The sequence below is a fragment of the Bradyrhizobium erythrophlei genome (genome assembly GCF_900129505.1).
Lineage (GTDB): Bacteria > Pseudomonadota > Alphaproteobacteria > Rhizobiales > Xanthobacteraceae > Bradyrhizobium > Bradyrhizobium erythrophlei_D.
In genome coordinates, this window is record NZ_LT670818.1 from 1,346,530 (window position 1) to 1,371,504 (window position 24,975).

Below are 24,975 nucleotides of genomic sequence, written 5' to 3' on the forward strand. Positions count from 1 at the left end.
TGATCCTCGCGCATGTTGGTTTCGAATTGCTATTCGCCTTTGAGGCTCGCCTCGCGGATCAGCTCGCTCCACTTGCGCGTCTCGTCGTCGATGAAGGTGCCAAACTCGGCGGCCGTGCCGGCGCGCGGTTCCAGCCCCTGGATCAGCAGCTTCTGCTTCACCCCGGGATCGGCGAGTGCGCGAACGATCTCCTGCTGCAGCCGGTCAACGATCGGGCCCGGCGTGGCGGTCGGGGCCATGAAGCCGTACCAGCCGGAAGCCACGACATTGGCAAAGCCCTGCTCGCGCAGCGTGGGAGCCTGCGGGTAGAGCGGGCTGCGATCGGCGGAGGCCACGCCAAGCACGCGCAGCTTGCCGGTCTCGATATAGGGCAACGCCGTGCTGATCGCGGTCAGCGTGGCATCGACGCGGCCGGCCAAGAGCTCGGTGTAGGCCATGGCGTCGCCGCGGAAAGGGATGTTGAGGCCCTTGACGCCGGCGTCCCTGAACAGCAGCTCGGCGGCGAGATGGGGCTGCGAGCCGACACCTGGAGACGCGAAGGTCAGGCCATCGGGCCTCGACTTGCCGTAGGCGATCAGCTCCTGCAGGCTCTTGAAGGGTGCCTCGGCGTTGATGATCAGGAAGATCGGCGCCATCACGGCCATGGCCACCGGCTGCAGATCCTTGCGCGAGTCGTAGGTCAGTTTCCCGAACAGCGCTTCGGCCGTCGCGTACGGCGCTGCCGCATACAGGAAAGTGTATCCGTCCGCCGCCGCATGCGCGACGTATTCATTGGCGAGGCGAGTGCCCGCGCCCGGCCTGTTTTCGACGATGAACTGCTGGCCCAGACGATTGCCCAGATACTCGGCCAGAATGCGCAACGAGATGTCGTTGGCTCCGCCGGCGCCGTAGGGCGATATCATCCGCACGTAACGCGAGGGCCAATCGTCCCTCGCACGCGCGGGGAAGCCGAAACCCGCCGACAGGCAGGCGGCGACGGTGCCCAGCAGGGTTCGCCTTGTGACGTTCATCAATGCCTCCCGGGAATTGGGCGTCCGCCGAAAGTCGGAGCGCCGGCTTCCCTGTCATTTCGCGGTCTTCTTTTTCTGTTGTTCACGGGGCGCGATCATCGGCTCAACTTCGTTGACGAGCGAGCGGATGCTTGCGGCAAGGGCGGTGATGCGCGGACCGATTTCGGCTTCGAGCTGCCCGGGCTGCAACCGAAAGGCAGGGATTCCGCAATTGATCGAAAAGGATTGCTTCAGGTTTCGCGCATGAAACAGGGGAGCGGCGACCGCGTGAATGGAGGCCATGTATTCGCCAAAGCAGGTGCAAAATCCCCGCTCCGCGCATTGCCGGATTCCGGCACGGTACCGGTCGCGATAGGCTGACCAGGAGTCGGCGCTGTCCGCCTTGATCCGCGCTTCCAGCAGCGCGGAGTGGCCGGCGGGCAATATCGCAGCTGCGGCGCGCCCCATCGCCGTCATGACGACGGGGATCGGCATGCCGATGTCGGGCGTGTGCGGCCCGACATCTCCCGATCGCGCGGTCTCGACATAGATCATCGCCGTTCCGTCAAGCAGGCCGATCGAGACGGTGCCGCGCACGCTCTGCGCAAGTTCCTGCATCATCGGCCGCGCGACCTGGCGAAATTGCATGCCGGCAAGCAGCGGGTGGGCCATGCGCAGCGCCCGGGCGCCAAGGCGGTATTTGGCAAGGTCCTGGTCGTAACGGAGGTAGCCGAGCTCGGCGAGCGTGTGCGTCAACCGCGCCACCGTCGGCCGCGGAATCCCCGTGCGCGCCGCAAGCTCCATGTTGCCGAGCATCGGCGCCCCGGCCTCGAAGGCCTCGAGCACCACCAGTCCCTTTGCAAGGGTCGTGGCGAAAGCCGCGTCGCCGGCACTTTCGGCGAGCACGGTTTCCGCGGACGGCGACGGGGTGAAGGCCGCTTTGCGCTGTATGGCTATAGACATGCCCGTTTAATGAAGCATCTCTTGCAGCATGTCCATCGAATTTCCCATTTCAGCCTTTTCCGTCCACTATGTGGACAGCCTCAAATGTCGGATCCGTCACGATCCGGCGGCAGGGGACGCGCAATCCGTCCGCATCAGAACTGTCGGGCGAAGAACTTTCCAGCAGCGAGGCGCTCGCAACAAATCCGGCCCGGCTTTCGATCAAGCACATCTTCCGATGGAGCAGAACGATCGTTGCTCTCGTCCTCGCTGTGCGCAATGTGCCGTCTCTCCTTCTTGTGCGTGTCCGCGGAGATCGCGTTGGCAAGCGACATGATGAGATAGATTGTCGAAAGACTGCACCACCCCTTCAGCTTGCATTTCAAAAATCCGGGCGTTGAGCAGGCAACGAACGAAGGCGCTTGGCAGCGCCGACAGGAAGATCGCCGACGTAAGGATGTCAGGCGACATCAGACGAATCCCTTTCGAATTCAGGCCAGACAGGTTGCACATCGCTCGGACAACACACGCTACACGCGTGCAACTTCAGATCACGATAATTTCACGGCAGGCCCGGCAACTTCGTATCCTGAAGCCGGGGAGACTTTTCAATGGCGGTGCGGAAAGCGAATGAGACCTGCGCCCTCGGGGTTTCGGAGACCGCCATCGCCGACGATTCCGTCCATCAACAAATACCGCCCGGGTTTCGACATTTCCTATCAACGCCGAAAGCTTCGCAGCGATTCAAGGCGTACGGAATCGACCCGTTGGACGCGCCGGAGCAATCGCACAAAGTCCGGGGGCTGATGAACCGTTTGTCCCGGCGGATGGATGCCGAATTGCGATGGCCTGTCCATGCCGACGCAACCATTGAACGCTGGGAAAACCCCCGCATCCCCTCAGGTTACACCTACCTGTTGCAATTCGTGGCGCACGATCTGGTGCATTCAGCGATTCCACTTTCGGTCGTGGGCGGCTTGAGCGGTGACACCGCGAATGTGCGCCGCGCCGCTCTCAAGCTCGAGACCTTGTTCGGAAGCGGCCCGGTCGGCTCCCCTTCCGTGTATGCGCTGGATGCGGCGAATGACGAGCGGCGGACGAAGCTGCGGCTCGGACGGATGCGCTGGAAGGACAAAAGCGTCGAGACCGGCTGCCCGTTCCGCGACATCGCGCGGACCCCGGCCGAGAACGTCACGGGGATCGACCGCAGTATCGCTGGAAAGCGCGTTGCGCTGACGGAAGCCCTGATCGCCGATCCCCGCAACGACGATCACGCCATCATGTCGCAGCTGACCGCGCTTTTCGCGCTGCTGCACAACGGCTTGATCGACATCGTTCGCCGCGGCGAACCCACGACCGGTCCCAACGCCAACCTTGGCGCTGCCTACAAGCGGTTTCTTTGCGCGCGCGACGCGTTGACGCTGATCTACCACAACATCATCCGCAAGGACCTTATGCGGCGGGTGATGCATCCGGCGATCTACGCGGCCTACGCCGGACCGATGCTGGATTTCATCGATCGCCCGGTGCGGGCCAGCGGCAGCCCCGCCGCTCGCAGCGCGGAGCAGGAAGGCTGGCGCGTCCCTCTTGAATTCTCGCACGGCGCGTTTCGCTTCGGCCATGCGATGGTGCGGCCTGAATACGTCATCAACGATCTCTCTACCCACGATCTCAACAAGACCCTGGAGAAGACCTCGGCCAACGATCCCGTCAACATGCCGCTCGATTCGACCTGGATCGTGCGCTGGTCGCGCTTCTTCGAGATCGGGGGGTCGAGGCCCAATTTCAGCCGGCGTATCGGACCGTTTCTCAGCGATGGGCTCGGCAATGATCAGATATTTCCCGCCGTCGACCAGACCAGCCGGGTCGGCCTGCTGTACCGAGACCTGCTGGGCGCTTCGCTTGCCGGACTCTGGTCGGTGAATGCGCTGGTCGCCGAGATTTCGGCGCGGCGGCCGCATTTGGTTGCCGCTTCACGGCTGCTTGCCGATCGGCCCTATCGGGTCAGCCAGCTGCGCGAGTGGCTGGCTTCTGAAACCTCCTATGGCGAACTCTCCGCCGAAGATATCGAAACGCTTGCGAACGATCCGCCGCTGCCATTTTTCATTCTGTTCGAGGCGATGCGACAACCGCTGGCCCAAGGCCTGTGCCTCGGACCGCTCGGTTCGATCATCGTCTCGGAAGTGATTTTCGGCGCGCTCGCGGATAACGAGATTCCCGCAGGACGCGGCGCGGATTCGCTTGCGGAAGCGCTCGCAGGACTCGCTGCGGAATATTATCCGAAAAATGTATTCGAAACCGTACCCGAAATCGAACGCATGGATCAGCTGGTCGAGTTCACGGCCGAGATCGCCGATCTGTTGCAGGCCGAGCCCGCATTTCTGTGAGTCGGAATTGTTCCGCCTCACGCAACCCGCAGGAGTGAGTAATGGGAAGGATCGAAAGACTGCAAGTGACGAACCATGAGCGCTGGGGCAAGCTGGTCAAGACCTGGGCGACCGGCAAGAATTATCTCGAGGATGACAACGAGTATCCGCTGCCGACCACCATGGACGAGTTCAAGGAGCAGCTCGCCAAGGCCCAGGTGTTCGCGACCGTGCCGGAACGCTTCAAGCAGATCCAGTTCGTCTCTTCCGACCAGGAGACGATCCTGGTGCGTCTGCCGCCGAAGGTGATGATCGCGGATTCCGAGGCCTTGCTCAACGAGCCGGGTGCAACCTATCCGCTTCCGCCGTTCTACAAGCGTCTGTTCAACGGCATGGAGCCGGTGATCCCGGAAGACGAGAAGTTCAGGGTGCACGCCGAACGCATCGGCGATTATACGATAAGCAACTGCGCCTGAGCATCCAACTCACCAAGCCAATTGGACAAGGCCCTCGGCGGGAAGTCCTGCGCCACGCAAGCTCTGGCGCAGGGCTTCCCACCTTGAGCTTACGCTGATGGGGTGGGTCTGCAGCAGCCAACGCGTTATGGCTTCGTCGGTCGGCGCGGCTGATCCAACCCAAAACGAACGTATCCCGTTCAGGAACCGCTGAGCTTCTTTACGCGCAGTAACCAGCTGCCCCAGTTCGTACAGCGCCGCCGCACGCCATGCGGGCAGGGTCTGTGTGGCATCATTCGCGCGATCGCAAGCCTCGAGGGTGCCAACATAGTCACCGCACAAGAAGCGAATGATGGCGTGGTAGCCCCACTCGGGATGAGTGGGCGCCGGCGAAAGAGCCAGCGACTGGGCGGCCAGCAGCCGGGCCTGCTCGATCGATCCACAGAAGGCGCAATAGTGCGCACAGGATAGCAAAGTCCACGGGTCATTGTCGTTTAGCTCGCAAGCGAGTTCCATATGCGGCGCCGCTTCCGCCTCCCGCAGCGCCATCACATAAGACCAGCCACAGCACAGATGCGCCCGGGAATCGACGGGATCCAGTTGAACGGCACTCTTCGCGAGTTCAAGCGTTGCTTTTGCTTTGTCGCGATCGCGAAAGAAGCCCGGGTGTACAATATGTTCGATGTTATTCATCTGCACGAGGCTGCTGTAGCAAGGCGAGAAGGTGGGATTTTCTCGGATGGCATCACGAAAGATGATGACTGCCCGCTGCCAGCTGTCCGGTTCGAATTTCATCAGGAGATCCTGCCCGCGAAGCCAGCGGTCGTGGACGTCGAGCGAAACGTCGGGTTCGCCGGCGAGGCGCATCAGCCGTTCCGCCGAAAGCTGCACGTTCAGCGAGGTCGCGATCCTGCGGATGATGCGCTGCTGCGTCTCGAACCAGTTGTCGAGGCGGAGCCGGAGACTTTCGCTCCAGACATAGATGCCGGTCGCTTCGTCCCGCAGCACCATCACCATGTTGATTTCGGCGCCCGCCTGATACGCAGTCGTTTCGATGCAGTATTGCGGCGCCGCCCCCGGCGGCGGAGGTGCGACCGCGGCAGCCGGACGATCGATCACGCTCCATTCGCGAAAACGCACGAGACAGGCCGCAAGATGCAGGCTGAACCCCTGCACCAGATGGGCATGATCGCCGTCGACGCCATGCATCGCGAACGGGCGCAGCACGAGGCGTATCTTGGCGGGCGCCCCGGAGTATCCGGCTTCCGGAGCGACGGAGCGGCTTGAGGGTCCGCCGCTGGCACGTACCGTGCGGCTGCCAGATTCAGACTGGGCGCCAAGCCGGCCGGCCGGCCTTTCGAAAGCGCCGAGCTTGATGTCGGCGACGAGTTCTTCCGTCGCCGGCGACGGCTCCATGCCATAATCCCGATCGAGCAAATCCCAGAGCGATTTGTAGATGCGCAGCGCCCCCGCCACGTCGCCCTCCTGCGCGTGCACGCGCATCAGATGGCAGCAGGCCTCCTCGTGAGTCGGATCGAGATTGGCGATCGCAGCGGCGATCTCGGTCTTGGCGCCGGCAGCGACCCCTGTGGCGACCATACCGGCACCGAGACATCGCATCAGCCGGTCATGTATCGTCTGACGTTTCGCAAGCACCCAGATTCGAAATGACGGATCAAGGTCGTCCATCCCATCGAGAATCCGCTGGCCGAGGTCAGGGGTATTGAGAAGCAGGGGATGCACGCGGCCGCCTTCCGCGAGCCGGATGATGCTTTCGACATCGACCTCGACATCCTCGGCGTTGAGATGGATCGAGAGTCGTCCTGCTGAAAATCCGCCAAATCCAGCATCCTCAAACGCAGAGCGCAGTTCGCGGACCACCTGGCGCAGCGAGGCGCGGGCTTTTTCCTCATCCGAACGGCTCCACAGCAATCCGACCAGCCGTCCGCGGCTTTCATGTTTGGCCTCGGTCAAAGCGAGATAGCTGAGAACGGCGCTTGCCTTCTGGGTTCGAAGTTCGATCGGGCGACCGCCGAACGTGATCGACGGACGTCCCACCAGCGAGACGGAGAGACGCGCGGCGCTCCCAGGCTCCACTACGGTTTCGCTTGCGGCCAAACCTTGAATCCCAGCAATCTGTTGCATCCCAAGCGTTTCCGTACCGGGCCGCAGTTTCGGCAATTATATCAGGGCAATGCCGTCGGTATAGGCCGCTCCCCCGCCTGTTCGGGCAATCATCTGCGCCAGCCGCGGCGTAACGATCTCCGAAGGCAAAACCTGGAGGCCCGGCGCGATGATGCGCGCCGCCGGAATCTCGAAGCGCGGACGGGTCAAATCCAGGCCAAAGACCTCGATATCAACTTGCGCCACACGGTCTGCGATCAGCCGCAGCATGGACGTCGGGTCGGTTGTGCCGATGGCCAGGTGTCGTGCGCGCCCCGGCTCCGGCTGCAGCAGCAGACACCGATCGGCGTTCAGCAACGTCGCACGCCGTCGGTGAATGCGGTCCCGGGCGTTGAGCGCAGCTTCTCCGCGCTCCCGGAGCTTTGTTTCGACCACCGCATGGGCCAATTCGCCCTGGCACATTTCCAGAACGGCAGCGCGGGCCGCACCCGCAAGGGTCGGCCGCGAGGCCAGGCCCAAGGCAAAGCCAAAGCCATCCGCCATGCAGGAGACCGCTGCAACGCAGGGCACGCCGATATCCGTCGTGATGTCGAGCAACCAGCTACGTCGCGCCGAAGCGCCCTGGCGCAGTTGCGCCAGCACCGCTTCGGCGGCGATTTGGGCGTCGTCCTCGGGCGGGATCGACCGGCCGCGGCTGCCGCCCCACCACCAGAGACTGGCGGCATCGCGTTCGATCAACTCGAGCAGACCGTGCAGGGCCGCGGCGTCCCAGGACAAGCCCGCAGCCGATCCGGTACCCAGTGGAAAAGGCGGCTTCACCTCCTGCTGGTGCAACGGACGTCTTACGCACAGATCCGCCGGCAGCAAGACCTCGCAACCATCGGCGAGCCGCGTCACGCGGTGCCATGAAAGCTTTGCATCGGGGCTCAGCCGGTGCGCGGAGAAGGCCGCAAGGAACTCGCGCGCCCGTGGACCGAGCTTGCCGGCCGGATCGCCTGGATCAACTTCCAGCGCGTCATCGCCGGTCTGCAGCTGGGAAAGATATTCGATACCCTCGCCGATACAGCCCTGAAAGGCGTCCTGCAGCGAAAGGCCCACGCCGGAAACACCGACCAAGGGATGCCCTGCGTGGAGGGGATCAGCGAGGTTCGGATCGAATTCGGCTCCGAAGCAGACCAAACCGGGGGCGTCGGGTGCGGCAAGTTCGAAAACACGCCTAAACCGGGACGCCGCCTTGAGCAGATTGGCCCGGTGGCGCGTCTGTGAATCAGGTTCTGCTGCGGCCGCATAACCAAGCGCCTCGAGGAGGGGCCGGGCATCGCGGTTGCCTTGTTGTTCCCGGTCGTCGCCGAGCAACAGTGAAGCGGCGCGCGCAAACGGATTTGGCATTTGCAGCTCCACTCCTGTTCACGGTGGCCTCACGTCTGCCCGCACAGTCTTGGCGGACGAGGACACCCCAGAGTCGCTCCGGAGGAATATATGCTCGCGAAAGCTTTTGTCGTCGCAATGGCCGCCGATATAGCCCGATCGGACTACGCAAAGCCAACGCTCATCCGCAGTCGCAGCCGCGAATGGCTGATCGCTTGCCGCTGGGGGCCCGACGGCGAGTACCTCTCGATCGCGACCGCCGGCGCCATGCCGGAGCCGGGCGGGCCCGCGGCGCCCGATGCCATTAGCCCGATCCACAGCCTGTTCGGCGTGCTGGCCTCGGAATCCGAAGCAGAAGCCACCAGCACGTTCCTGTTGGTGCGCCAGTTGCCGGTCCAGATCGGTCTTGCAGGTACCTTCTTTCCCGCAGATGGCTATGCGCTGCTGCAGCAGCGGGACACGATCCGCCTGTTTTGCGAAACCCGCTATTCGCATAGCTGCGGCTGGCTGGATGGCAAGGAGATCCGTAACGACATTCCCGACCCGGCGCCGTCCTCGGCGGAGGCGATGGCATGGCACATCAAGGCCAAGCGCTGCAGTTGGATCGGCGAGTTCGTATCCGGATCGCTGTCGCACGAGCGGCGAGCCATCCATGCTGCCGAATGACCGTCATCGGGAAACCATCAAGGCGGCGGGATCTCCATGACGGCGAACGCGGGGGCCTATCCTTGCGTGCTCGTCGTTGGCCGGCGGGGCGCCAGACGCTTGACGGCGGCAGGACGAGCCATGGAAGGCTTCACCGCGGGCCTACATAACGAGTCTCCAGACCTCCGTTGGCTGACGAGCCTGGACACAACTATAAGAATTTCAAAACGATATCATGCAACCCCTTTGACGGGCCTTTGCTGTTCGACTGTCTCAAGGGTGAGAACACACCGGCCCTCTGCATCGATCGCTGCCGTGATTGTCTGAGGGGGCGCCGCTGCGAGGAATTCCTGGAGGATGAAACGGCTCTTGTCAGAGAGCCCAAATACCCCACGCATCAGTTCAAAAAACCCCGGCTCTTCCCCGACATATAAAAGTTCGAGCAATTCTGAGACCGAGTACCGCCCCAAAGCCGAGAAAACCCGATCGGTTTCGTCCTCCGACTTGCCCTCCTTGGAGCGATCGAAGTTGTAAATAATAGCAGTCATCCTTCCCCCCGAACCTTCGCGGTGGCCGATGAGCACTTGCCGCGAGGGGAATCTGCGCGGGCTATCGTGATTTCAGCGTTATCGCTAGAAACCGGGCGGGGGCCAGCGTGATCCGCTGGCCGATCCGGGCTTCGTTCTGGAGCCAGATTTCGATCAGCTTGCGGGTATCCGAACTCGGCTCCCCGGCGCACCGAAAGCCGCGTCGCCTGCACTTTTCGCAATGCACTATTTGCGCGGGCGAGGACGAAATTAAGGCTGGCTTGCGCTGGTTTGACCCCTGTCGTGCGATCCTCAAAGCGCGCTGCAAGATTGGAAAGACCATCCGCAGGCGGGAGGCTAGATGACTCTCAGTGTCGCTGTCGGCTCATGACCATTACCCGGAAGCGAGTGTGGTCGAGTCCAACTGAGGGTGTCGAATGCCTGGGCCGTCTTCATCGCCGCCACATTCCACGTTCGGATCGCTGGCATTCATTGCCGTCGTTGTCGCCGCCGGCGTCGGTGCGTTCGCCTATACGGCGGGATGGCTCTCTCCCGGTCGCCTGACGCCGACCGAGCTGGTCGATGCATTTGCTCCCCCCACCGGTCCGGCGCTCGGCCACCGGCGAAATCACGCCAAGGGCATCTGCTTCACCGGCGTGTTCGAATCGAACGGGAACGGCGCGCAGCTCTCGCGGGCCCAGGTTTTCTCGGCCGCCCAGTATCCGGTTCTTGGCCGCTTCAATCTCGGTACGCCCGATCCGACCGAACCGGATGCGAAGGTCCGGGTGCGGGGCATGGGCCTGCAGATTTCGACCCCGGACGGCGAGGTATGGCGCACCGCCATGATCGATCCCCCCTTTTTCGCGGTGGCGAACCCGCAAGCCTTTTACGAACTGCTGAAGGCGTCGGGCAGCAAGGATCCGGATGCGATGAAGAGCTTCACCGCCGCGCATCCCGAGTTCGCGGCCTTCGGCGCCTGGGCCAAGAGCGCGCCCTGGACGGCGAGCTACGCTGAAGAGCCTTACCACGGCCTCAACGCCTTCATCTTTACCGACAATGCCGGCGCCGAGCACGCGGTGCGGTGGTCGCTGCTGCCCCAGGCGCAGGTCGTGCCGATCACCGACGACGATCTCGCCAAGCTCGGCCCCGATCATCTCGAGCACGAGATCGCGGACCGCGTCGCCAAGGCACCGCAGCGCTGGACCATGGTCGTGACCATTGCCGAGCCGGGCGACCAGACGTCGGATCCGAGCAAGGCCTGGCCTGAGGGACGGAAAACCATCGAGGCCGGCACGCTGGTGGTGCAGCAGATCGAAGCCGAACGCGACGGCCCGTGCCGCGACATCAACTTCGATCCGACCATCCTGCCCAGCGGTATCAGCGTGTCCGACGATCCGTTCCCGGCCGCACGGTCCTCGGCCTACGCGAAATCGTACGACCTGCGCACTTCGGAAGCTAAGGATTACCCCTATCACCAGCAAACTGCGACGAGTGCAAAGCCATGACCTCCAGCGGCGTGAAATTCACCGTTCTTCAGCGTTTGCTGCACTGGCTGATGGCCGCCTGCATCCTGGCGATGCTTTTCATCGGCGTCGGCATGGTGTCGACCGTGATGCCCAAATACGTTCCCCTGCTGGCGACGCACAAGACGCTCGGCATCGGCATCCTGGTGCTCGCACTGATCCGGCTCGGCGTGCGCACCCGCTACGGCGCACCGCTGCTACCCGCCGAGCTGCCGGCGCCGATGAAACTGGCGGCGCATCTGTCGCACTACGCGCTCTATGCCCTCATGATCGGCATGCCCCTGATCGGCTGGGCGATGCTGTCGGCCGGCGCCTATCCGGTGGTGCTGTATGGAAACCTCCGTCTCCCGGCCATCCTGCCGCAAAGCGACAGCCTGCATACGCTGCTCTGGAATGCGCATTACTACCTCGCCTTCGCATTCTTCGCGGTGGTGCTGCTCCATCTCGCCGCCGCGCTGTTCCATGCGCTGGTTCGCCGCGACGGCGTGTTCGAGAGCATGGCGGGCGGGTCGCTCCGCGGCGAGGTCGCCACCCCCGCCCGCGGCAGCGCCGGGTTTCGACCGTCCGTTGGAGCGGAATGACGAAATCCGCAAGACGCGATAGGAAAGAATGGATTGCGTCGCGGCTTCCGGAGCTTCCGGAGAGTCGCTTAACGGCTTCGCGCGGAGTTCAGCTCACCTTGCCCGGGAAATAAATCCGGGCATGCCGGTCTTCACCACCGCGTTGAACCTGACGTTCGTGGTGATGCGGTCCCGAATCTCCCGCATGGCGTCTTCAGGGAGAGCTGAAATCTCGAAGTTCTCCCGGATGCGCCGAGGGTTGGTCGAGGTGGTCAGGAAAGCGGTGCTGCGCTGTACGGCCCAGGCCAGGGCAACTTGTGCTGGTGTCTTGTGCACACGCTGGGCGATGGCTGTAATCACCGGATCGTCCACTACTCTCGGCTGCAGGGCATGTCCCAACGCCGCAAACGCCTGCAGTACGATCCCATGCTCCCGACAGAAGTCGAGCAGGTCCCATTCGGGGAGATACGGATGCGATTCGACCTGCACTATGGCAGGCTTGATCCGCGCAGCCGCAACGATCTCTCGCAGCTTCTCCAAGGTAACGTCCGACAAGCCGATCGATTTGCAGTGACCATCGTCCACCAGGTGCTCCAGCGCCCGCCATGTCTCCGTCAGCGTGACCCCGGGATCATAGATCACCCGGCCGCGCTCGTCCCTCGGGTCCTGCTCGTCACCGGGTTGAAAGGCAAAGGGAGTATGGATGAGATAGCAATCGACATAGTCGAGTTGCAGTCGCCGGCGACTCGCATCGAGGGCAGGTTTGACCCGCTCTGGCCGATGATTGGTATTCCATAGCTTCGTTGTGACAAACAGGTCCTGCCGCTGCACCGTCCCCGCCTGGAAGGCTTCCTGCATCGCATCGCCTACCGCTTCTTCATTGCGGTAGCGTTCCGCACAATCGAGATGTCGAAATCCCACGTCCAACGCAGCCCTGGCAGCCTGTTTGGTCGCGAGAGGATCCGGAATTAGCGTGCCAAACCCGACGGCGGGGAGCGCGCCAGATCCGTGCGCAAGATGAATCCTCGTGAAACGAAGCGTATCGGATGTTGTCATGCTCATACTGCCTTGGGAACGAGAGTGCCATCGTCAGGGAACATGAAGTCCGTCATGGGCAGGCCGGCGCGGGCCTCATGCGGCGGCGCCATCGTCGACGATCGGCCGCCGCATTGCGCGAAAGCTTGCCTGCTGCAGCCGCCGGACCTGCGGCCCGCTCGTTTAGATCGACTGACGCAGCGGACGAAAGGCCGCGCGCATTTCCGCGCTGAACAGCCCGGGCTGCTCCCAGGCGGCGAAATGACCACCCTTGTCGAGCTTGTTGTAGTAGATGAGTTTGGGATAGGCCCGCTCTGTCCAGCTCCGCGGAGCGGCATAAAGCTCGTCCGGAAAGACGCTTACGGCGACCGGGATCGAAACGTGCTTGGGCTCGAAGAAATTGAGCTTGTTTTCCCAATACAGACGGGCCGACGAGATCGCCGTGTTGGTCAACCAGTAGAGCGTGATGTTGTCGAGGATGTCGTCGCGGGTGAGGCCTTCGGATTGTCCGTCGAAGACACGCGACATGAGCTCCTCGCTGCGGGCGTCGTGATCAAGAATCCATGCCGCCAGGCCTGCGGGCGAATCCACAATTCCGTAGAGTGTCTGCGGGCGGTTGGCCATTTCGTTGGCGTAGCCGAGTCCGTGCTTGTAGAAGAAATCCAGCTGGTCGTATGCGTGCCGTTCGTCGGCCGACAGCCCCGATGGCGGCGAACCGCCGGGCTGGAGCGCGGTTGCAATTTCGGCCGGCACGGTAGCCGGCATGTTGGTGTGAATGCCGAGCAATCCCGGAGGCGCCAGCAGCGCCATCTGTTCCGTGACGGCATTGCCCCAATCGCCGCCCTGCGCCACACAGCGCGTGTATCCCAGGCGCTTCATCAGCGCGATCCACGCACGTGCGATACGGGCGGGATCCCAGCCGGTCGTGCTCGGTTTGCCCGAAAACCCGTAGCCCGGCATCGACGGGATCACCAGATGGAACGCGTCCGACGCGCTCGCGCCATGTGCCGCGGGGTCGGTCAATGGTTCGACGATCTTCAGCTGCTCGATGACCGAGCCGGGCCAACCGTGCGTGACGATGAGCGGCAACGCGTTTTCAGGTTTCGAACGAACGTGAATGAAATGGATGTCGAGCCCGTCGATCTCGGTAACAAACTGTGGCAAGGCGTTGAGCCGCGCTTCCACCTTGCGCAAGTCGACCAGATCATCTTCCGCGACATTGACGCGGAACGGTCGTATCGTTTCGCTTGAGGTCGGATTCGCGAGAGCGCCAGAGGAAAATCCAGCAGCGCCCGCAGCTGCGACTGCCATCGCGGCCGTCAAAAACTGGCGGCGATCTTGATTCATACCTGAAAGAGACGCCATGTCGCTCACTCCCTGTGTCGGAAAAACATTTCAAGCTTGCCGAGGTCGGCGACAACTTGGGCAGATGCCGCCGCTGACGGGGCGATGCAGACCGATTTCGCGTGGGCCATTCACCAACGTCATCTTGCGTCCGCTTTTTGACCCATTCGGATCGCGTCGCGTGTTGCGAATTGCCGGAGCATGTCTGGCCTCTATCTTCCAAGCTATTCCACGTAGGGAGCATGGCCTCATATCAAGGTATGAGTGAGCGCGGTACGGCCCCTCAGCCCGGATGAACCGAACCTGGAGCGCACTTGCTCGGAGACGAAGTGTGAACGGAGGATGGCGCTCACGACTCGCCGGCTCATCACAGGTCAAAGCCCAGCCCGCTCCGGCCTGGCGGCAAAGGTGCGCTACGGGCCATGCTGAACCAGAGAGACGAATTGGCCGTCACCGCGCTGGCTTCGTAGATGAAGCGAGGCCTGCCGAGCGCCTGCAACTTTCATGAGCAATGTTGCAGCGGGTCGCCGTTGGCGAAGCGCTAGCCTCCGCCAGCCATTTTCCGCCCCCAGCCGCCGGGCGCGGCTTCTCATTTCGGCGCAATCAAGTTCAAGTCTGAAGACGAGCTTTTGCGAGATCTCACCCACCTTGGGGCGAGATCGTCGACTGACGATGGACGGCGGACCGTGCGTCCTGTTCAGATTTTCTCGATCTCCCGGCTCAAGCGGCAGCCCCGCCGGTGGTAATGACCACCAGCGGGATTTGACGATAGCGCATGGCTCATGCCGCTTTCGATTTGGACTTCGCTACATGGGTGGCGATCGCATCCATCAGCGCCGGTGACAGGCAATCATAGGATTCGAGCCCGAGCTCCCTAAGGCGCGAACGGATCCCGTCCATCTCGGAAGGGTCGACGCCGGACTCGATCACCGAGGACACGAACGCCGCAAATCCAGGCGCCGCGGAGCCCTGCTCCTGGAACAGTTCGGGATGGATGAAGTCCAGCCCGTAGAACGGGTGCGCCTTGTTCTCGATGCGGCCGTACATATGGGTGCCGCAGACCTTGCAGGCGTGCCGCTGGATCGTCGCGGAGGCATCGATGATGTGAAGCTTGTCGCCGTTCTCGAGAACGGTCACGTTGTCCCGCGGCACCACCGCCACCACCGAGAAAATCGCCCCGTCGGGTTTCCAGCACTTGGTGCAGCCGCAGGCGTGGTTATGCGCGACGTCGCCCCTGACGCCGACCTTGACCGGCTTGTCCTGGCATTTGCAGACCAGGGTTCCGCCGGCAAAGCTGCCCGAACCCTTCTTCACTCCGCTGTCAACCGATGGATGGATGTGAACAGTCATAACCAATCCTCCCTTGTGTTTGACGACTCTGTTTAGAACCTGCTTCGATTTAGAACACGACGACCGAACGGATCGACTTGCCTTGGTGCATCAGGTCGAATCCCTTGTTGATCTCCTCAAGCTTGAGCACGTGGGTAATCATCGGGTCGATCTGGATCTTGCCGTTCATGTACCAGTCGACGATCTTCGGCACGTCGGTACGGCCGCGCGCGCCGCCGAACGCCGTGCCCTTCCAGACCCGGCCGGTCACGAGCTGGAATGGCCGGGTGGAAATTTCCTTGCCGGCTTCCGCCACCCCGATGATGACCGATACGCCCCAGCCGCGATGACAGGCTTCCAGCGCCTGGCGCATCACGTTGGTATTGCCGGTGCAATCGAAGGTGTAATCGGCGCCGCCGTCGGTCAGCCCGACCAGATGGGCGACGATATCGCCATCGACCTTGGACGGGTTGACGAAATGGGTCATGCCGAAGCGGCGTCCCCATTCCTCCTTGCTGTCGTTGAGGTCGACGCCGACGATCTTGTCGGCGCCCACCATCTTCGCGCCCTGGATGACGTTGAGGCCGATGCCGCCGAGCCCGAACACGACGACATTGGCGCCGGGCGTGACCTTGGCGGTATTCACCACCGCGCCGACGCCGGTCGTGACACCGCAGCCGATATAGCAACTTTTGTCGAACGGCGCGTCTTCGCGGATCTTTGCCACCGCGATTTCCGGCAGCACGGTGAAGTTCGAGAAGGTCGAGCAGCCCATGTAGTGGAAGATCGGCTTTCCCTTGGTGCTGAAGCGCGACGTCCCGTCGGGCATCAGCCCCTTGCCCTGGGTCGCCCGGATGGCGGTGCAGAGGTTGGTCTTTTGACTGAGGCAGCTTTTGCACTGGCGGCATTCGGGCGTGTAGAGCGGGATCACATGATCGCCTGGCTTGACCGACATGACGCCGGTTCCGACCTCCCGGACGATGCCGGCCCCTTCATGGCCGAGGATCGAGGGGAAGATTCCCTCGCTATCGAAACCGTCGAGCGTGTAGGCGTCGGTGTGGCAAATTCCCGTCGCCTTGATCTCGACCAGGACTTCACCCGCCTTGGGTCCTTCCAGGTCGACCTCGACGATTTCAAGCGGCTTCTTCGCCTCGAACGCGACTGCGGCGCGTGTCTTCATTTTGTGCTCCTGTTGCGCTCTTCAACACTGCAGAACATGTCATCGTCCGCGCTGTGCGCATTCACGACTTTTCCGCGCCTTCATTTGAGCCCCGTACAACTGGTTTCGGCCTGCTTGGCCGCCTCAGGCTTGTCTTCGTGCTTGGGTGGACGGCCGCCGGGAATGGCGCCGTTGGCCCGCGCGCGCAGGTACACGTAGATGTCGTCGAGGAAGCACATCACGTTCGAGTTTTCGGCGAACGACGGCATGACCTTGTCGTTGGCGGCATCGACGTTCTTGCGGCCGTTGGTCACGACATTGTTGAAGTCGACATAGCTGAGCGTCTTCAGCGACTCCGCCAGCGCCGGCGCGTAGCTCGATCCCTCGCCGTTCGGACCGTGGCAGACGTGGCAGTCCGAATGATAGCGGCGAAAGCCGGAATAGGTGTACCAGTCGACGGTTCCGTCCTCGCTGACCTTGTAGGTTGGATTGCCGTCCTTGTCGGCGTATTTGCCGCTGTCGGATGAAGCCACCGCCGGATCGCCCGATCCGTCGGCACAAGCGGCCGTGCCGGCAAAGGCGATCGCCAGGATGACGAACGCGAATTTCCAGGGATTGATCCTCACGCAACTGTCCTTGTGCATTTCCAAATTGGGGGCCGGATAAAAAATCGGCGCGCAGCAGAACCGCGGCGCGCCGATCCATGGTTATCTTGCCTGACGTCGCACCACCTATTGGTTGGGCAATGCAAATACCGTCAACGTCCCGCCCAGCGAGGTATAGGACGCCAGACCCGCATAGCCGCCGACGGCGCCAAGGCCCGCCGTATCGACGGTCTTGTCCTTGGTCGGCAACTTGCCCTGATCGACCGCGCCATGCCAGGCGGCGGCGTTTTCAGGCTGCAGCAGACCGGCCGCAAGACCGATACCGGCCCAGCCGCCGACCCCGGACAGCACCGCGACGTATTGCTTGCCGCCGTGTTCGTAGGTCATGACGTTGCCGATGATCCCGGACGGGGTCTTGAACTTGTAGAGTTCCTTGCCCGTCTTGGCGTCGACCGCCTTCAGATAGCCTTCGAGCGTGCCGTAGAACACCACGCCGCCGGCCGTCGCCAACGCGCCGCCCCACGCGGAGAACTGCTCCTTGTTGGACCACACGATCTTGCCGGTCTTGCCGTCCCAGGCGATGAAGTTGCCCATGTTGGTCTCGCCCTTGGGCGGGTACATCGCCACGGCGGCGCCGACATAAGCCTGGCCGGCCGTGTAGGAGACCTTGTAGGGCTCATAGTCCATGCAGACATGGTTGGTGGGGACGTAGAACAACTGCGTGTCCGGGCTATAGGCCGCGGGCTGTTCGTCCTTGGTGCCAAGCGCCGCCGGGCAGATGCCCTTGGAGTTGGTGTCCTCACCATTGTGCTGGGTCGAATAGGCGTCGACGACCAGCGGACGGCCGTAGGTCTTGGACGACTTGTCCATGTCGACCTTGGTGGCCCAGTTCACCACCGGATCGAACTTTTCCGCGACCAGCAATTCGCCGGTGGCCCGGTCCAGCGTGTAGCCGAAGCCGTTACGGTCGAAATGGGTGAGCAGTTTCCTCGGCGCGCCATTGATGGTCTGATCGGTGAGGATCATTTCGTTGACGCCGTCGAAGTCCCATTCGTCGTGCGGGGTCATCTGGTAGACCCATTTGACCGCGCCGGTATCGAGATCACGCGCCCAGATCGACATCGACCAGCGGTTATCGCCGGGGCGCTGCACCGGGTTCCAGGTCGAGGGATTGCCGGAACCGTAATAGACGAGGTTCAGCTGCGGATCATAGGAATACCAGCCCCAGGTGGCGCCGCCGCCGATCTTCCACTGGTCGCCCTGCCAGGTGGATGTCGAGGAATCCGGTCCGACGGGCTTGCCGAGCGACGTCGTCTTGACGGGGTCGATCAGCGTGTCGGAGTCCGGCCCTTCCGAAAAACCGCGCCAGACAAGCTTGCCGTCCGCGATGTTGTAAGCGCTGACCCAGCCGCGAACGCCGAATTCGCCGCCGGAAACGCCCACCAGGACCTTGTCCTTGTAGACGAACGGAGCGTCCGTGCCGGACTGACCCTTGCCGGCCTCGCCATCCATGACGGACCAGACTTTTGCGCCGGTCTTGGCGTCGAGTGCGATGAGCGTGGTGTCGGCCTGATGCAGGAAGATCTTGCCGTCGGCGTAGGCGACGCCGCGATTGACGGTGTCGCAGCACATGATCGGGATGACGTTGGGATCCTGCCTGGGTTCATACTTCCAGAGGATCTTGCCTTCGTTGTTCAGGTCGAGCGCATAGACCGTGTTCGGGAACGGCGTGTGCACATACATCGTGTCGCCAACCACCAGCGGTCCGCCTTCGTGGCCGCGAAGCACGCCGGTCGAAAACGTCCAGGCGACCTGCAGCTTGCCGGCGTTGGATGCGTTGATCTGGTTGAGCTTGGAATAGCGGGTGTTGGCGTCATCGCCTTGCTGCATCACCCACTGCTTGGGATCTTTGGCCAACAGGTCCAGTGCCGCATCGGCGCGCGCAGCAAGATTCTGCGCGGCCAACAGGCCGAACACCGAGGTTGTCAGGATTAGATATTTCTTCATCGCTTCCTCCCAGTTATGAGCCAAGGGTTCCGTAAGAACGGTCCACTTTTTCAGCTTTCTTCGTTGATATCCCTACCCGGTTCGGAAACAGGATACTTGCCCAAGAGAGAAGTGCGTTTGCGCCAAAGCGAAACGCGGCGAATTTTTTAGCGGCACCCCGTGACTTTCGCCGGCGGCGCGCCCTCATGCTGCGATGCGTCAGCGGCTTCGGCCTCACTCCATCGGAGCCGCATCGCGCGACCATCGGTTGAGGTTCCCCTTGACGGCGCTCAAACTAAGTCGGAGGATTATCAACGGGATGTCAGGAAGCGTACTGCTCAAACCGCAATGACCGCCTTAAATTGAGGTAAGTCGCTCCATCATGACCCGAGGCCGGTCGCGGCAAGCGGTCATGTTTGATCTCGAATCGGTGGCTGGATAATGTCCGACACGGTCCGCTCGCTTAACACTTCCGGATTGGCGCCGAAGAGGCAGATCCAATGTTGGTCAGATGCACTGACCGATCTTTGCGGCCTGTTCGACATTGATCCGCTGGAGGCTTCGTCATTCGAAGGCCGGATCAACTACACGACGGTTTCGAAGCTGAAGCTCTGTCAGATCGAGGCGAGCCAGCATCGGCTTGCGCATACCGCCTCGCGCGCAAAACTGGGCGGCCATCCGTTCGTCAAAATACATTTTCAGACTTACGGGATCTCGCATTTCGAGCAGGGTGGCCGCCGCATCGAGCTGATGCCCGGCGACTGTCTCGCCTATGACGTATCCTGTCCGCACACGATCGTCAGCCCGATGCTGACGCGACATGACGTCGTCATCGTGCCGAAGGAACTGCTGCAGGAACGCGGCTTTCGCCTGGCGAAGATGACGGCATGCAAACTCTCGGCGCGCACCGGCACCGGGCGGATCGCCCACGATTTTGTCCATGCCGCGTTCGACGAAGCGACCAAGCTGTCGCCTAACAACGCGATCGGGGTGGCCGATTCGCTGATCGACCTCCTGCTGTTGCCGCTCCGCGAGCCCGATACGATGTTCAATCGCGTTGGCCCCGAGGCGATGTATGTCCGGGCACAGTTCTTCATTCGCGAACATCTGCGCGACCCGGATCTTTCGATCGACCAGATCTCGGCGGCACTGAACTGCACCAAGCGCTATCTGCACATGCTGTTCAGCGAAAGGGGCACCACCATCAGCGACTATATCCAGCACGCAAGGTTGCAGAACTGCCGCCAGGAGCTGGAGACCCAGGCCGGAAAAACCATCACGGACGTTGCGTTCTCCTGGGGCTTTTCGAGTTCATCGCACTTCAGCCGCGTGTTCCGGAAGCATTTCGGAGTTGTTCCGTCCGCGATTCACAAAGCGCAGTGCGGTGCTCTGTCCCCGGATTTTCCTTGCGAATAGAACGTCCGCGTCGGCGCGACGCGCGGATATCGGCCTTGTCCGCTTGCTGGCATGTTCCCCCGCATCAAAGCCTGGGCGCGGAAACTCAAGCAGACGGTTAGACAAACTGAGGGCTCGCTATCAGGACGCCCGAGCCTGCCGCGGCTCGACGCGAGAATTGCCGTCGAGCCGGGCCGATCGTTTCGAGGCAGTCTATTTCCGCGCTGCGCAGGCGTACATGTTGATTTCCATGCCCACCGGCACTTCGACAATCTTTGGAGTCTTCCAGGTCATTGCATCCTCCCAATAAATTTGGCGCGAACGCCGCGCCGAAGTCGAACCTAGAACCACGACCGACACCGCGCAAGTGGGGAAGATCAAGCGTCGCACAGCCGCGGACCGGCACCGACAGCCGATACTTCTCTCTCGGACAAAGCGATTTCTCTTTTGGACAATGTCTCGCGGCCACGCGCCAATCGGCGCAGAGGCTTTTCCAATTTCGAAGCCTTCAAGCGGCATATGCTGGCGGCAGCGTTCGCATCGCGGCCGCATTGCGATCACCGCGGACAACCCAGAAAATAGATTCCAGCACTGGGCGCGCGTTCGATCAGTTCGATCGGCAGCTCAAACACCCGTCTCGCGCGGAGCCAGAAACACCCGGCTGGCAAGCACGTCGGCGGCCTCGATCGACATGATATCGTGGGCAGTCAGCACGCAATCGAGGTCGGCGACGAGACGGTTGGCCTGGCGCAACCGCATGCGGTCGAGCGCGTTCCGGATCGAGCGCGCATTGGAGAATAGCGGCTGGGCTTTGCGCAGGGCTATGTAGCGGATGAAGGCATCGCGTGCTTCGGCGCTGAATTTGTAGTTCATGCCGCGCAGCATCAGCTCGGCGACGGCGAGCAACTCGTCGTCGGAATAATCCGGAAAATCGATGTGATGGGCAATGCGGGAGCGAAAGCCGGGATTGCTGGCGAAGAAATTATCCATTCGATCGCCGTACCCGGCGAGGATCACCACCAGATCCTCCCGCTGGGATTCCATGACCTGCAGCAGGATCTCGATGGCTTCCTGGCCGTAGTCGCGTTCATTGTCGGGCCGATGCAGATAATAGGCCTCGTCGATGAAGAGCACGCCCCCCATCGCCTTCTTCAATATTTCCTTCGTCTTGGGCGCCGTGTGGCCGATATATTGCCCCACCAGTTCGTCGCGCGTGACCGAGACGACCTGGCCGCGCCGCACGAAGCCGAGCTGGTGGAGAATGCTCGCGATCCGCAGCGCCACCGTGGTCTTGCCGGTGCCGGGATTGCCGGTGAACGACATGTGCAATGTCGGCGTCTCCGACGTCAGGTTCATGCGCTTGCGAATACGCTCGATCAGCAGGAGCGACGCGATCTCGCGAATGCGGGTCTTGACCGGCTTCAATCCGATCAGCTCCTGGTCGAGCTGCGTGAGTATTTCCTCGATGCCGATGGCCTCGAGTTCCTCTCGCAGGCTGACCGCGCCTGTCGTCGGTGGTGGATCCAGATCCATTTGCCAAACCTCAACGCGTTGGGGCGCCTACTCAGGTAGAGCGCCGGCCCTCAGGACGGTCGGCTGCGTAGGATTTCGTCGTGTATCGAATATTGCGGCCGGCCACTTCGTGCCGCTCCAGCCGGAAGCCGGGTTCGTCCTTCGGCCGGTTGACGATGAAGGACAGCCGCACCGACTCCCAGCCGTGGCTTGAATCGAACGCCGACATCCGGATGTAACGGTCGCCGTACACCTTGCGGCATTCGGCGAGTTCCATCATCACGCCGGCGGCGTCCCGCAGGTCGAACATGGGCAGTCCCCACATTTCCCAGAAGTTGTTGCGGGGATGCGGATCGTCGGTGAATTCGATGTTCACCGCCCAGCCCTTCTCCAGGCAATACTGAACCTGGCGGGAAATCTGCTCGTCCGTGAGATCGGGAAGGAAGGAGAAGCAGCCTTGAGTGATACGCATGATCCGGCTCCTTATAGCGAGACGCTGGCGGTGGGGGCATAGTCGGGCATGTCGGTGGATTCGTAGTTGAAGGTGACGTTCTTCCAAACCTCCAGCGCCGATTTCAGCGGCGTGCAGGTCTGCGCCGCCTTTGCCAGAATCTCCGGCCCCTCGTGCAGATAATCGCGGCCCTCGTTGCGGGCGAGAATCATGGCTTCCAGCGCCACGCGGTTGGCGGTGGCGCCCGCCTGAATGCCCATGGGATGGCCGATGGTGCCGCCGCCGAACTGCAGCACCACGTCTTCGCCGAGGTGATCGAGCAGCTGATGCATCTGGCCGGCGTGAATGCCGCCCGAGGCCACCGGCATCAGCTTGTTGAGGCTGGCCCAGTTCTGATCGAAGAACACGCCGTGTTCCAGTCTTGCGGGATTGAAGTCCTCGCGGCAGATGTCGTAGTAGCCGCGCGTGGTCGCGGGATCGCCCTCGAGCTTGCCGACCACGGTGCCGGCATGGATATGATCGACCCCCGCGAGCCGCATCCATTTCGCGATCACGCGGAACGAGACGCCGTGATTTCGCTGCCGCGTATAGGTCGAATGCCCGGCCCGATGCAGATGCAGGATCATGTCGTTGCGGCGCGCCCATTTTGCCATCGACTGGATCGCGGTGTAGCCGATCACCAGATCGATCATGATGACGATGGAGCCGAGTTCCTTGGCGAACTCCGCCCGCTCGTACATGTCCTCCATGGTTCCGGCGGTGACATTGAGATAGGTGCCCTTGATTTCGCCGGACGCGGCCTGCGCCTTGTTGACGGCTTCCATGCAATACAGGAACCGCTCGCGCCAGTGCATGAACGGCTGCGAGTTGATGTTCTCGTCGTCCTTGGTGAAGTCGAGCCCGCCCTTCAGCGCCTCGTAGACCACGCGGCCGTAGTTGCGCCCGGACAGCCCGAGCTTCGGCTTCACGGTGGCGCCAAGCAGCGGACGGCCGAACTTGTCCATGCGCTCGCGTTCGACCACAATGCCGGTGGCCGGCCCCTGGAACGTCTTGACGTAGGCCACCGGCAGCCGCATGTCCTCGAGCCGCAGCGCCTTCAGGGGCTTGAATCCGAACACGTTGCCGATGATCGAGGCCGACAGATTGGCGATCGATCCGTTCTCGAACAGGTCGAGATCGTAGGCGATGTAGGCGAAATATTGCCCCGGTGAATTCGGCACGGGATCGACGCGATAGCATTTGGCGCGGTATTTTTCCGCCGCCGTCAGCCGGTCGGTCCACACCACCGTCCAGGTCGCGGTCGAGGACTCGCCGGCGACCGCCGCCGCCGCTTCGATCGGATCGACGCCATCCTGCGGCGTGACCCGGAACAACGCGATGATGTCGGTGTCCTTTGGCTCGTAATCAGGCTCCCAATAGCCCATTTTCCTGTATTCCATGACGCCGGATTTGTAGCGATCCTTGCCTCGGACGGTCATCGATTGGTCATTCATGGCAACCTCCTCGGTTGTGCCGACCGGCATATCCGGTCAAAATATGGGTTCGTCATTCGGCCGCAGCGGCGGTGTCGCCGATACGCGGATCGAGCGCCCCGCTGCGATAGCGCTTCGCCATCTCCGACAGCGGCATCACCTTGATCCTCGCCGCGTTGCCGGCGGTGCCGAATTGTTCGAAGCGCTCGCGGCAGAGGTCGCGCAACGCGTCCATCGCCGGCTTGAGGAATTTGCGCGGATCGAATTCGTTTTTGGTCTGAACCGCGACCTTGCGGAAGGCCGCCGTCATCGCGAGCCGGCAGTCGGTATCGATATTGACCTTGCGGACGCCGTACCTGATGCCGCGGACGATTTCCTCGACCGGCACGCCCCAAGTCTGCGGCATCTCGCCGCCGAACCGGTTGAATGCGTCCTGCAGCGGCTGCGGGACCGAGGATGAACCATGCATCACCAGATGCGTATTCGGCAACCTGTGATGGATCTCCTCGACCACCCTCATGGCGAGGATGTTGCCGTCCGGTTTGCGCGAAAACTTGTAGGCGCCATGCGAGGTGCCCATCGCGATGGCCAGCGCGTCGACCTTGGTGGCGCGAACGAAATCGACCGCCTGGTCGGGATCGGTCAGGAGCTGATCGTGGCTGACGTCGCCTTCGACGCCGTGGCCGTCTTCCTGCTCCCCGGCGCCATGTTCCAGCGAACCGAGCACGCCCAGCTCGCCCTCGACCGAGGCGCCGATCCAATGCGCCATCTCGACCACCCGGCGGGTCACGTCGACGTTGTAGTCATAGTCCGCCGCCGTCCTGGCGTCGGCCTTCAGCGAGCCATCCATCATCACCGATGTGAAGCCGTATTGCAGCGCCGTGGCGCAGGTCGCCTCCTCGTTTCCATGGTCCTGATGCAGGCAGAGCGGAATCTGCGGATGCATCTCTTCCAGTGCATCCATCATCTTCGACAGCATGATGTCGCTGGCATAGGAACGCGCGCCCCGCGAGGCCTGGATGATGACCGGCGCATCGACGGCGGCCGCCGCCTCCATGATCGCAAGCCCCTGCTCCATATTGTTGATGTTGAACGCCGGCACGCCGTAGCCGCGCTCGGCGGCATGATCCAGCAATTGCCTCAGTGAAATTCGCGCCATCGGAACCTCCGTGTCATTGATCGCGTCCG

The 24,975-nt window shown here is 62.3% G+C and carries 23 protein-coding genes; 6 read left to right on the top strand and 17 right to left on the bottom strand.

The genetic code is table 11. The features are described 5' to 3' along the window. Positions 1-29: 29 nt before the first annotated feature. The 3 genes from B5525_RS06325 to B5525_RS06335 form a co-directional block, all read right to left on the bottom strand. A complete protein-coding gene (locus tag B5525_RS06325) occupies positions 30-1,010 on the bottom strand; it encodes a Bug family tripartite tricarboxylate transporter substrate binding protein (protein ID WP_079565239.1) in 981 nt (326 codons plus the stop codon). 54 nt (positions 1,011-1,064) lie between these two features. Next, the gene (locus B5525_RS06330; RefSeq protein ID WP_079565240.1) at positions 1,065-1,952 is read right to left on the bottom strand and encodes an IclR family transcriptional regulator; all 888 of its coding nucleotides are present in this window, start codon (positions 1,950-1,952) and stop codon (positions 1,065-1,067) included. A gap of 201 nt (positions 1,953-2,153) precedes the next feature. After that, on the bottom strand, positions 2,154-2,402 hold the full coding sequence (locus tag B5525_RS06335; RefSeq protein WP_154073093.1) for a hypothetical protein: 249 nt from the start codon (positions 2,400-2,402) through the stop codon (positions 2,154-2,156). Positions 2,403-2,737: 335 nt separating this feature from the next. Between B5525_RS06335 and B5525_RS06340 the strand changes: the two genes are divergently transcribed. Beyond that, complete coding sequence (locus B5525_RS06340; protein ID WP_154073094.1) at positions 2,738-4,318, top strand: hypothetical protein; 1,581 nt, start codon at positions 2,738-2,740, stop codon at positions 4,316-4,318. Positions 4,319-4,359: 41 nt separating this feature from the next. Next, a complete protein-coding gene (locus B5525_RS06345; RefSeq protein ID WP_079565243.1) occupies positions 4,360-4,773 on the top strand; it encodes a hypothetical protein in 414 nt (137 codons plus the stop codon). A 9-nt stretch (positions 4,774-4,782) separates the two neighbouring features. Here the strand turns inward: B5525_RS06345 and B5525_RS06350 are convergent, their stop codons facing one another. After that, positions 4,783-6,897, bottom strand: a complete 2,115-nt coding sequence (locus B5525_RS06350) for a BTAD domain-containing putative transcriptional regulator (protein ID WP_079565244.1) — start codon at positions 6,895-6,897, stop codon at positions 4,783-4,785. Positions 6,898-6,933: 36 nt separating this feature from the next. Then, positions 6,934-8,232: a YcaO-like family protein gene (locus B5525_RS06355; RefSeq protein WP_172899824.1), complete on the bottom strand. Its 1,299-nt coding sequence runs from the start codon at positions 8,230-8,232 to the stop codon at positions 6,934-6,936. A gap of 123 nt (positions 8,233-8,355) precedes the next feature. On the opposite strand from B5525_RS06355, the gene B5525_RS06360 reads away from it, so the two are divergent. Next, positions 8,356-8,910, top strand: a complete 555-nt coding sequence (locus B5525_RS06360) for a hypothetical protein (RefSeq protein ID WP_079565246.1) — start codon at positions 8,356-8,358, stop codon at positions 8,908-8,910. Positions 8,911-9,122: 212 nt separating this feature from the next. Here B5525_RS06360 and B5525_RS06365 read toward each other — a convergent pair whose 3' ends face one another. Next, a complete protein-coding gene (locus tag B5525_RS06365) occupies positions 9,123-9,437 on the bottom strand; it encodes a hypothetical protein (RefSeq protein WP_154073096.1) in 315 nt (104 codons plus the stop codon). Between the two features lie 416 nt (positions 9,438-9,853). On the opposite strand from B5525_RS06365, the gene B5525_RS06370 reads away from it, so the two are divergent. Then, entirely contained in the window at positions 9,854-10,921 is a 1,068-nt protein-coding gene (locus tag B5525_RS06370) for a catalase family peroxidase (RefSeq protein WP_079565248.1), read from the top strand. Next, positions 10,918-11,520, top strand: a complete 603-nt coding sequence (locus B5525_RS06375) for a cytochrome b (RefSeq protein WP_079565249.1) — start codon at positions 10,918-10,920, stop codon at positions 11,518-11,520. Before B5525_RS06370 ends, B5525_RS06375 begins: the two co-directional genes overlap by 4 nt. Before the next feature lie 93 nt (positions 11,521-11,613). On the opposite strand, the gene B5525_RS06380 is transcribed toward B5525_RS06375, so the two are convergent. From B5525_RS06380 to B5525_RS06405, 6 genes are all read right to left on the bottom strand, one after another. Beyond that, positions 11,614-12,555 (bottom strand): aldo/keto reductase, encoded by a 942-nt coding sequence (locus tag B5525_RS06380; RefSeq protein ID WP_079573009.1) that lies wholly within the window; start codon positions 12,553-12,555, stop codon positions 11,614-11,616. Positions 12,556-12,717: 162 nt separating this feature from the next. Then, complete coding sequence (locus B5525_RS06385; RefSeq protein WP_079565250.1) at positions 12,718-13,899, bottom strand: epoxide hydrolase family protein; 1,182 nt, start codon at positions 13,897-13,899, stop codon at positions 12,718-12,720. Between the two features lie 759 nt (positions 13,900-14,658). Continuing rightward, positions 14,659-15,228, bottom strand: coding sequence for an S-(hydroxymethyl)glutathione synthase (gene gfa / locus B5525_RS06390; RefSeq protein WP_079565251.1), 570 nt, complete (start codon positions 15,226-15,228; stop codon positions 14,659-14,661). 49 nt (positions 15,229-15,277) lie between these two features. Beyond that, on the bottom strand, positions 15,278-16,387 hold the full coding sequence (locus B5525_RS06395) for an S-(hydroxymethyl)glutathione dehydrogenase/class III alcohol dehydrogenase (RefSeq protein WP_079565252.1): 1,110 nt from the start codon (positions 16,385-16,387) through the stop codon (positions 15,278-15,280). Positions 16,388-16,467: 80 nt separating this feature from the next. Next, entirely contained in the window at positions 16,468-16,986 is a 519-nt protein-coding gene (locus B5525_RS06400) for a c-type cytochrome, methanol metabolism-related (protein WP_425305290.1), read from the bottom strand. Between the two features lie 111 nt (positions 16,987-17,097). Beyond that, a complete protein-coding gene (locus B5525_RS06405; protein ID WP_079565254.1) occupies positions 17,098-18,978 on the bottom strand; it encodes a methanol/ethanol family PQQ-dependent dehydrogenase in 1,881 nt (626 codons plus the stop codon). Positions 18,979-19,398: 420 nt separating this feature from the next. On the opposite strand from B5525_RS06405, the gene B5525_RS06410 reads away from it, so the two are divergent. After that, complete coding sequence (locus B5525_RS06410) at positions 19,399-20,373, top strand: helix-turn-helix domain-containing protein (protein ID WP_079565255.1); 975 nt, start codon at positions 19,399-19,401, stop codon at positions 20,371-20,373. Between the two features lie 192 nt (positions 20,374-20,565). Here the strand turns inward: B5525_RS06410 and pqqA are convergent, their stop codons facing one another. The 5 genes from pqqA to fba form a co-directional block, all read right to left on the bottom strand. Next, on the bottom strand, positions 20,566-20,646 hold the full coding sequence (gene pqqA, locus B5525_RS06415) for a pyrroloquinoline quinone precursor peptide PqqA (protein WP_035721241.1): 81 nt from the start codon (positions 20,644-20,646) through the stop codon (positions 20,566-20,568). A gap of 330 nt (positions 20,647-20,976) precedes the next feature. Next, positions 20,977-21,885 (bottom strand): CbbX protein, encoded by a 909-nt coding sequence (cbbX, locus tag B5525_RS06420; protein WP_079565256.1) that lies wholly within the window; start codon positions 21,883-21,885, stop codon positions 20,977-20,979. Positions 21,886-21,916: 31 nt separating this feature from the next. Next, entirely contained in the window at positions 21,917-22,336 is a 420-nt protein-coding gene (locus B5525_RS06425; protein WP_079565257.1) for a ribulose bisphosphate carboxylase small subunit, read from the bottom strand. A gap of 11 nt (positions 22,337-22,347) precedes the next feature. Beyond that, positions 22,348-23,808 carry a form I ribulose bisphosphate carboxylase large subunit gene (locus B5525_RS06430; RefSeq protein ID WP_079573012.1) on the bottom strand — a complete coding sequence of 487 codons (1,461 nt, stop codon included), beginning with the start codon at positions 23,806-23,808 and terminating at the stop codon, positions 22,348-22,350. A 52-nt stretch (positions 23,809-23,860) separates the two neighbouring features. Continuing rightward, positions 23,861-24,946, bottom strand: a complete 1,086-nt coding sequence (gene fba, locus B5525_RS06435; protein WP_079565258.1) for a class II fructose-bisphosphate aldolase — start codon at positions 24,944-24,946, stop codon at positions 23,861-23,863. Between the last annotated feature and the right edge of the window lie 29 nt (positions 24,947-24,975).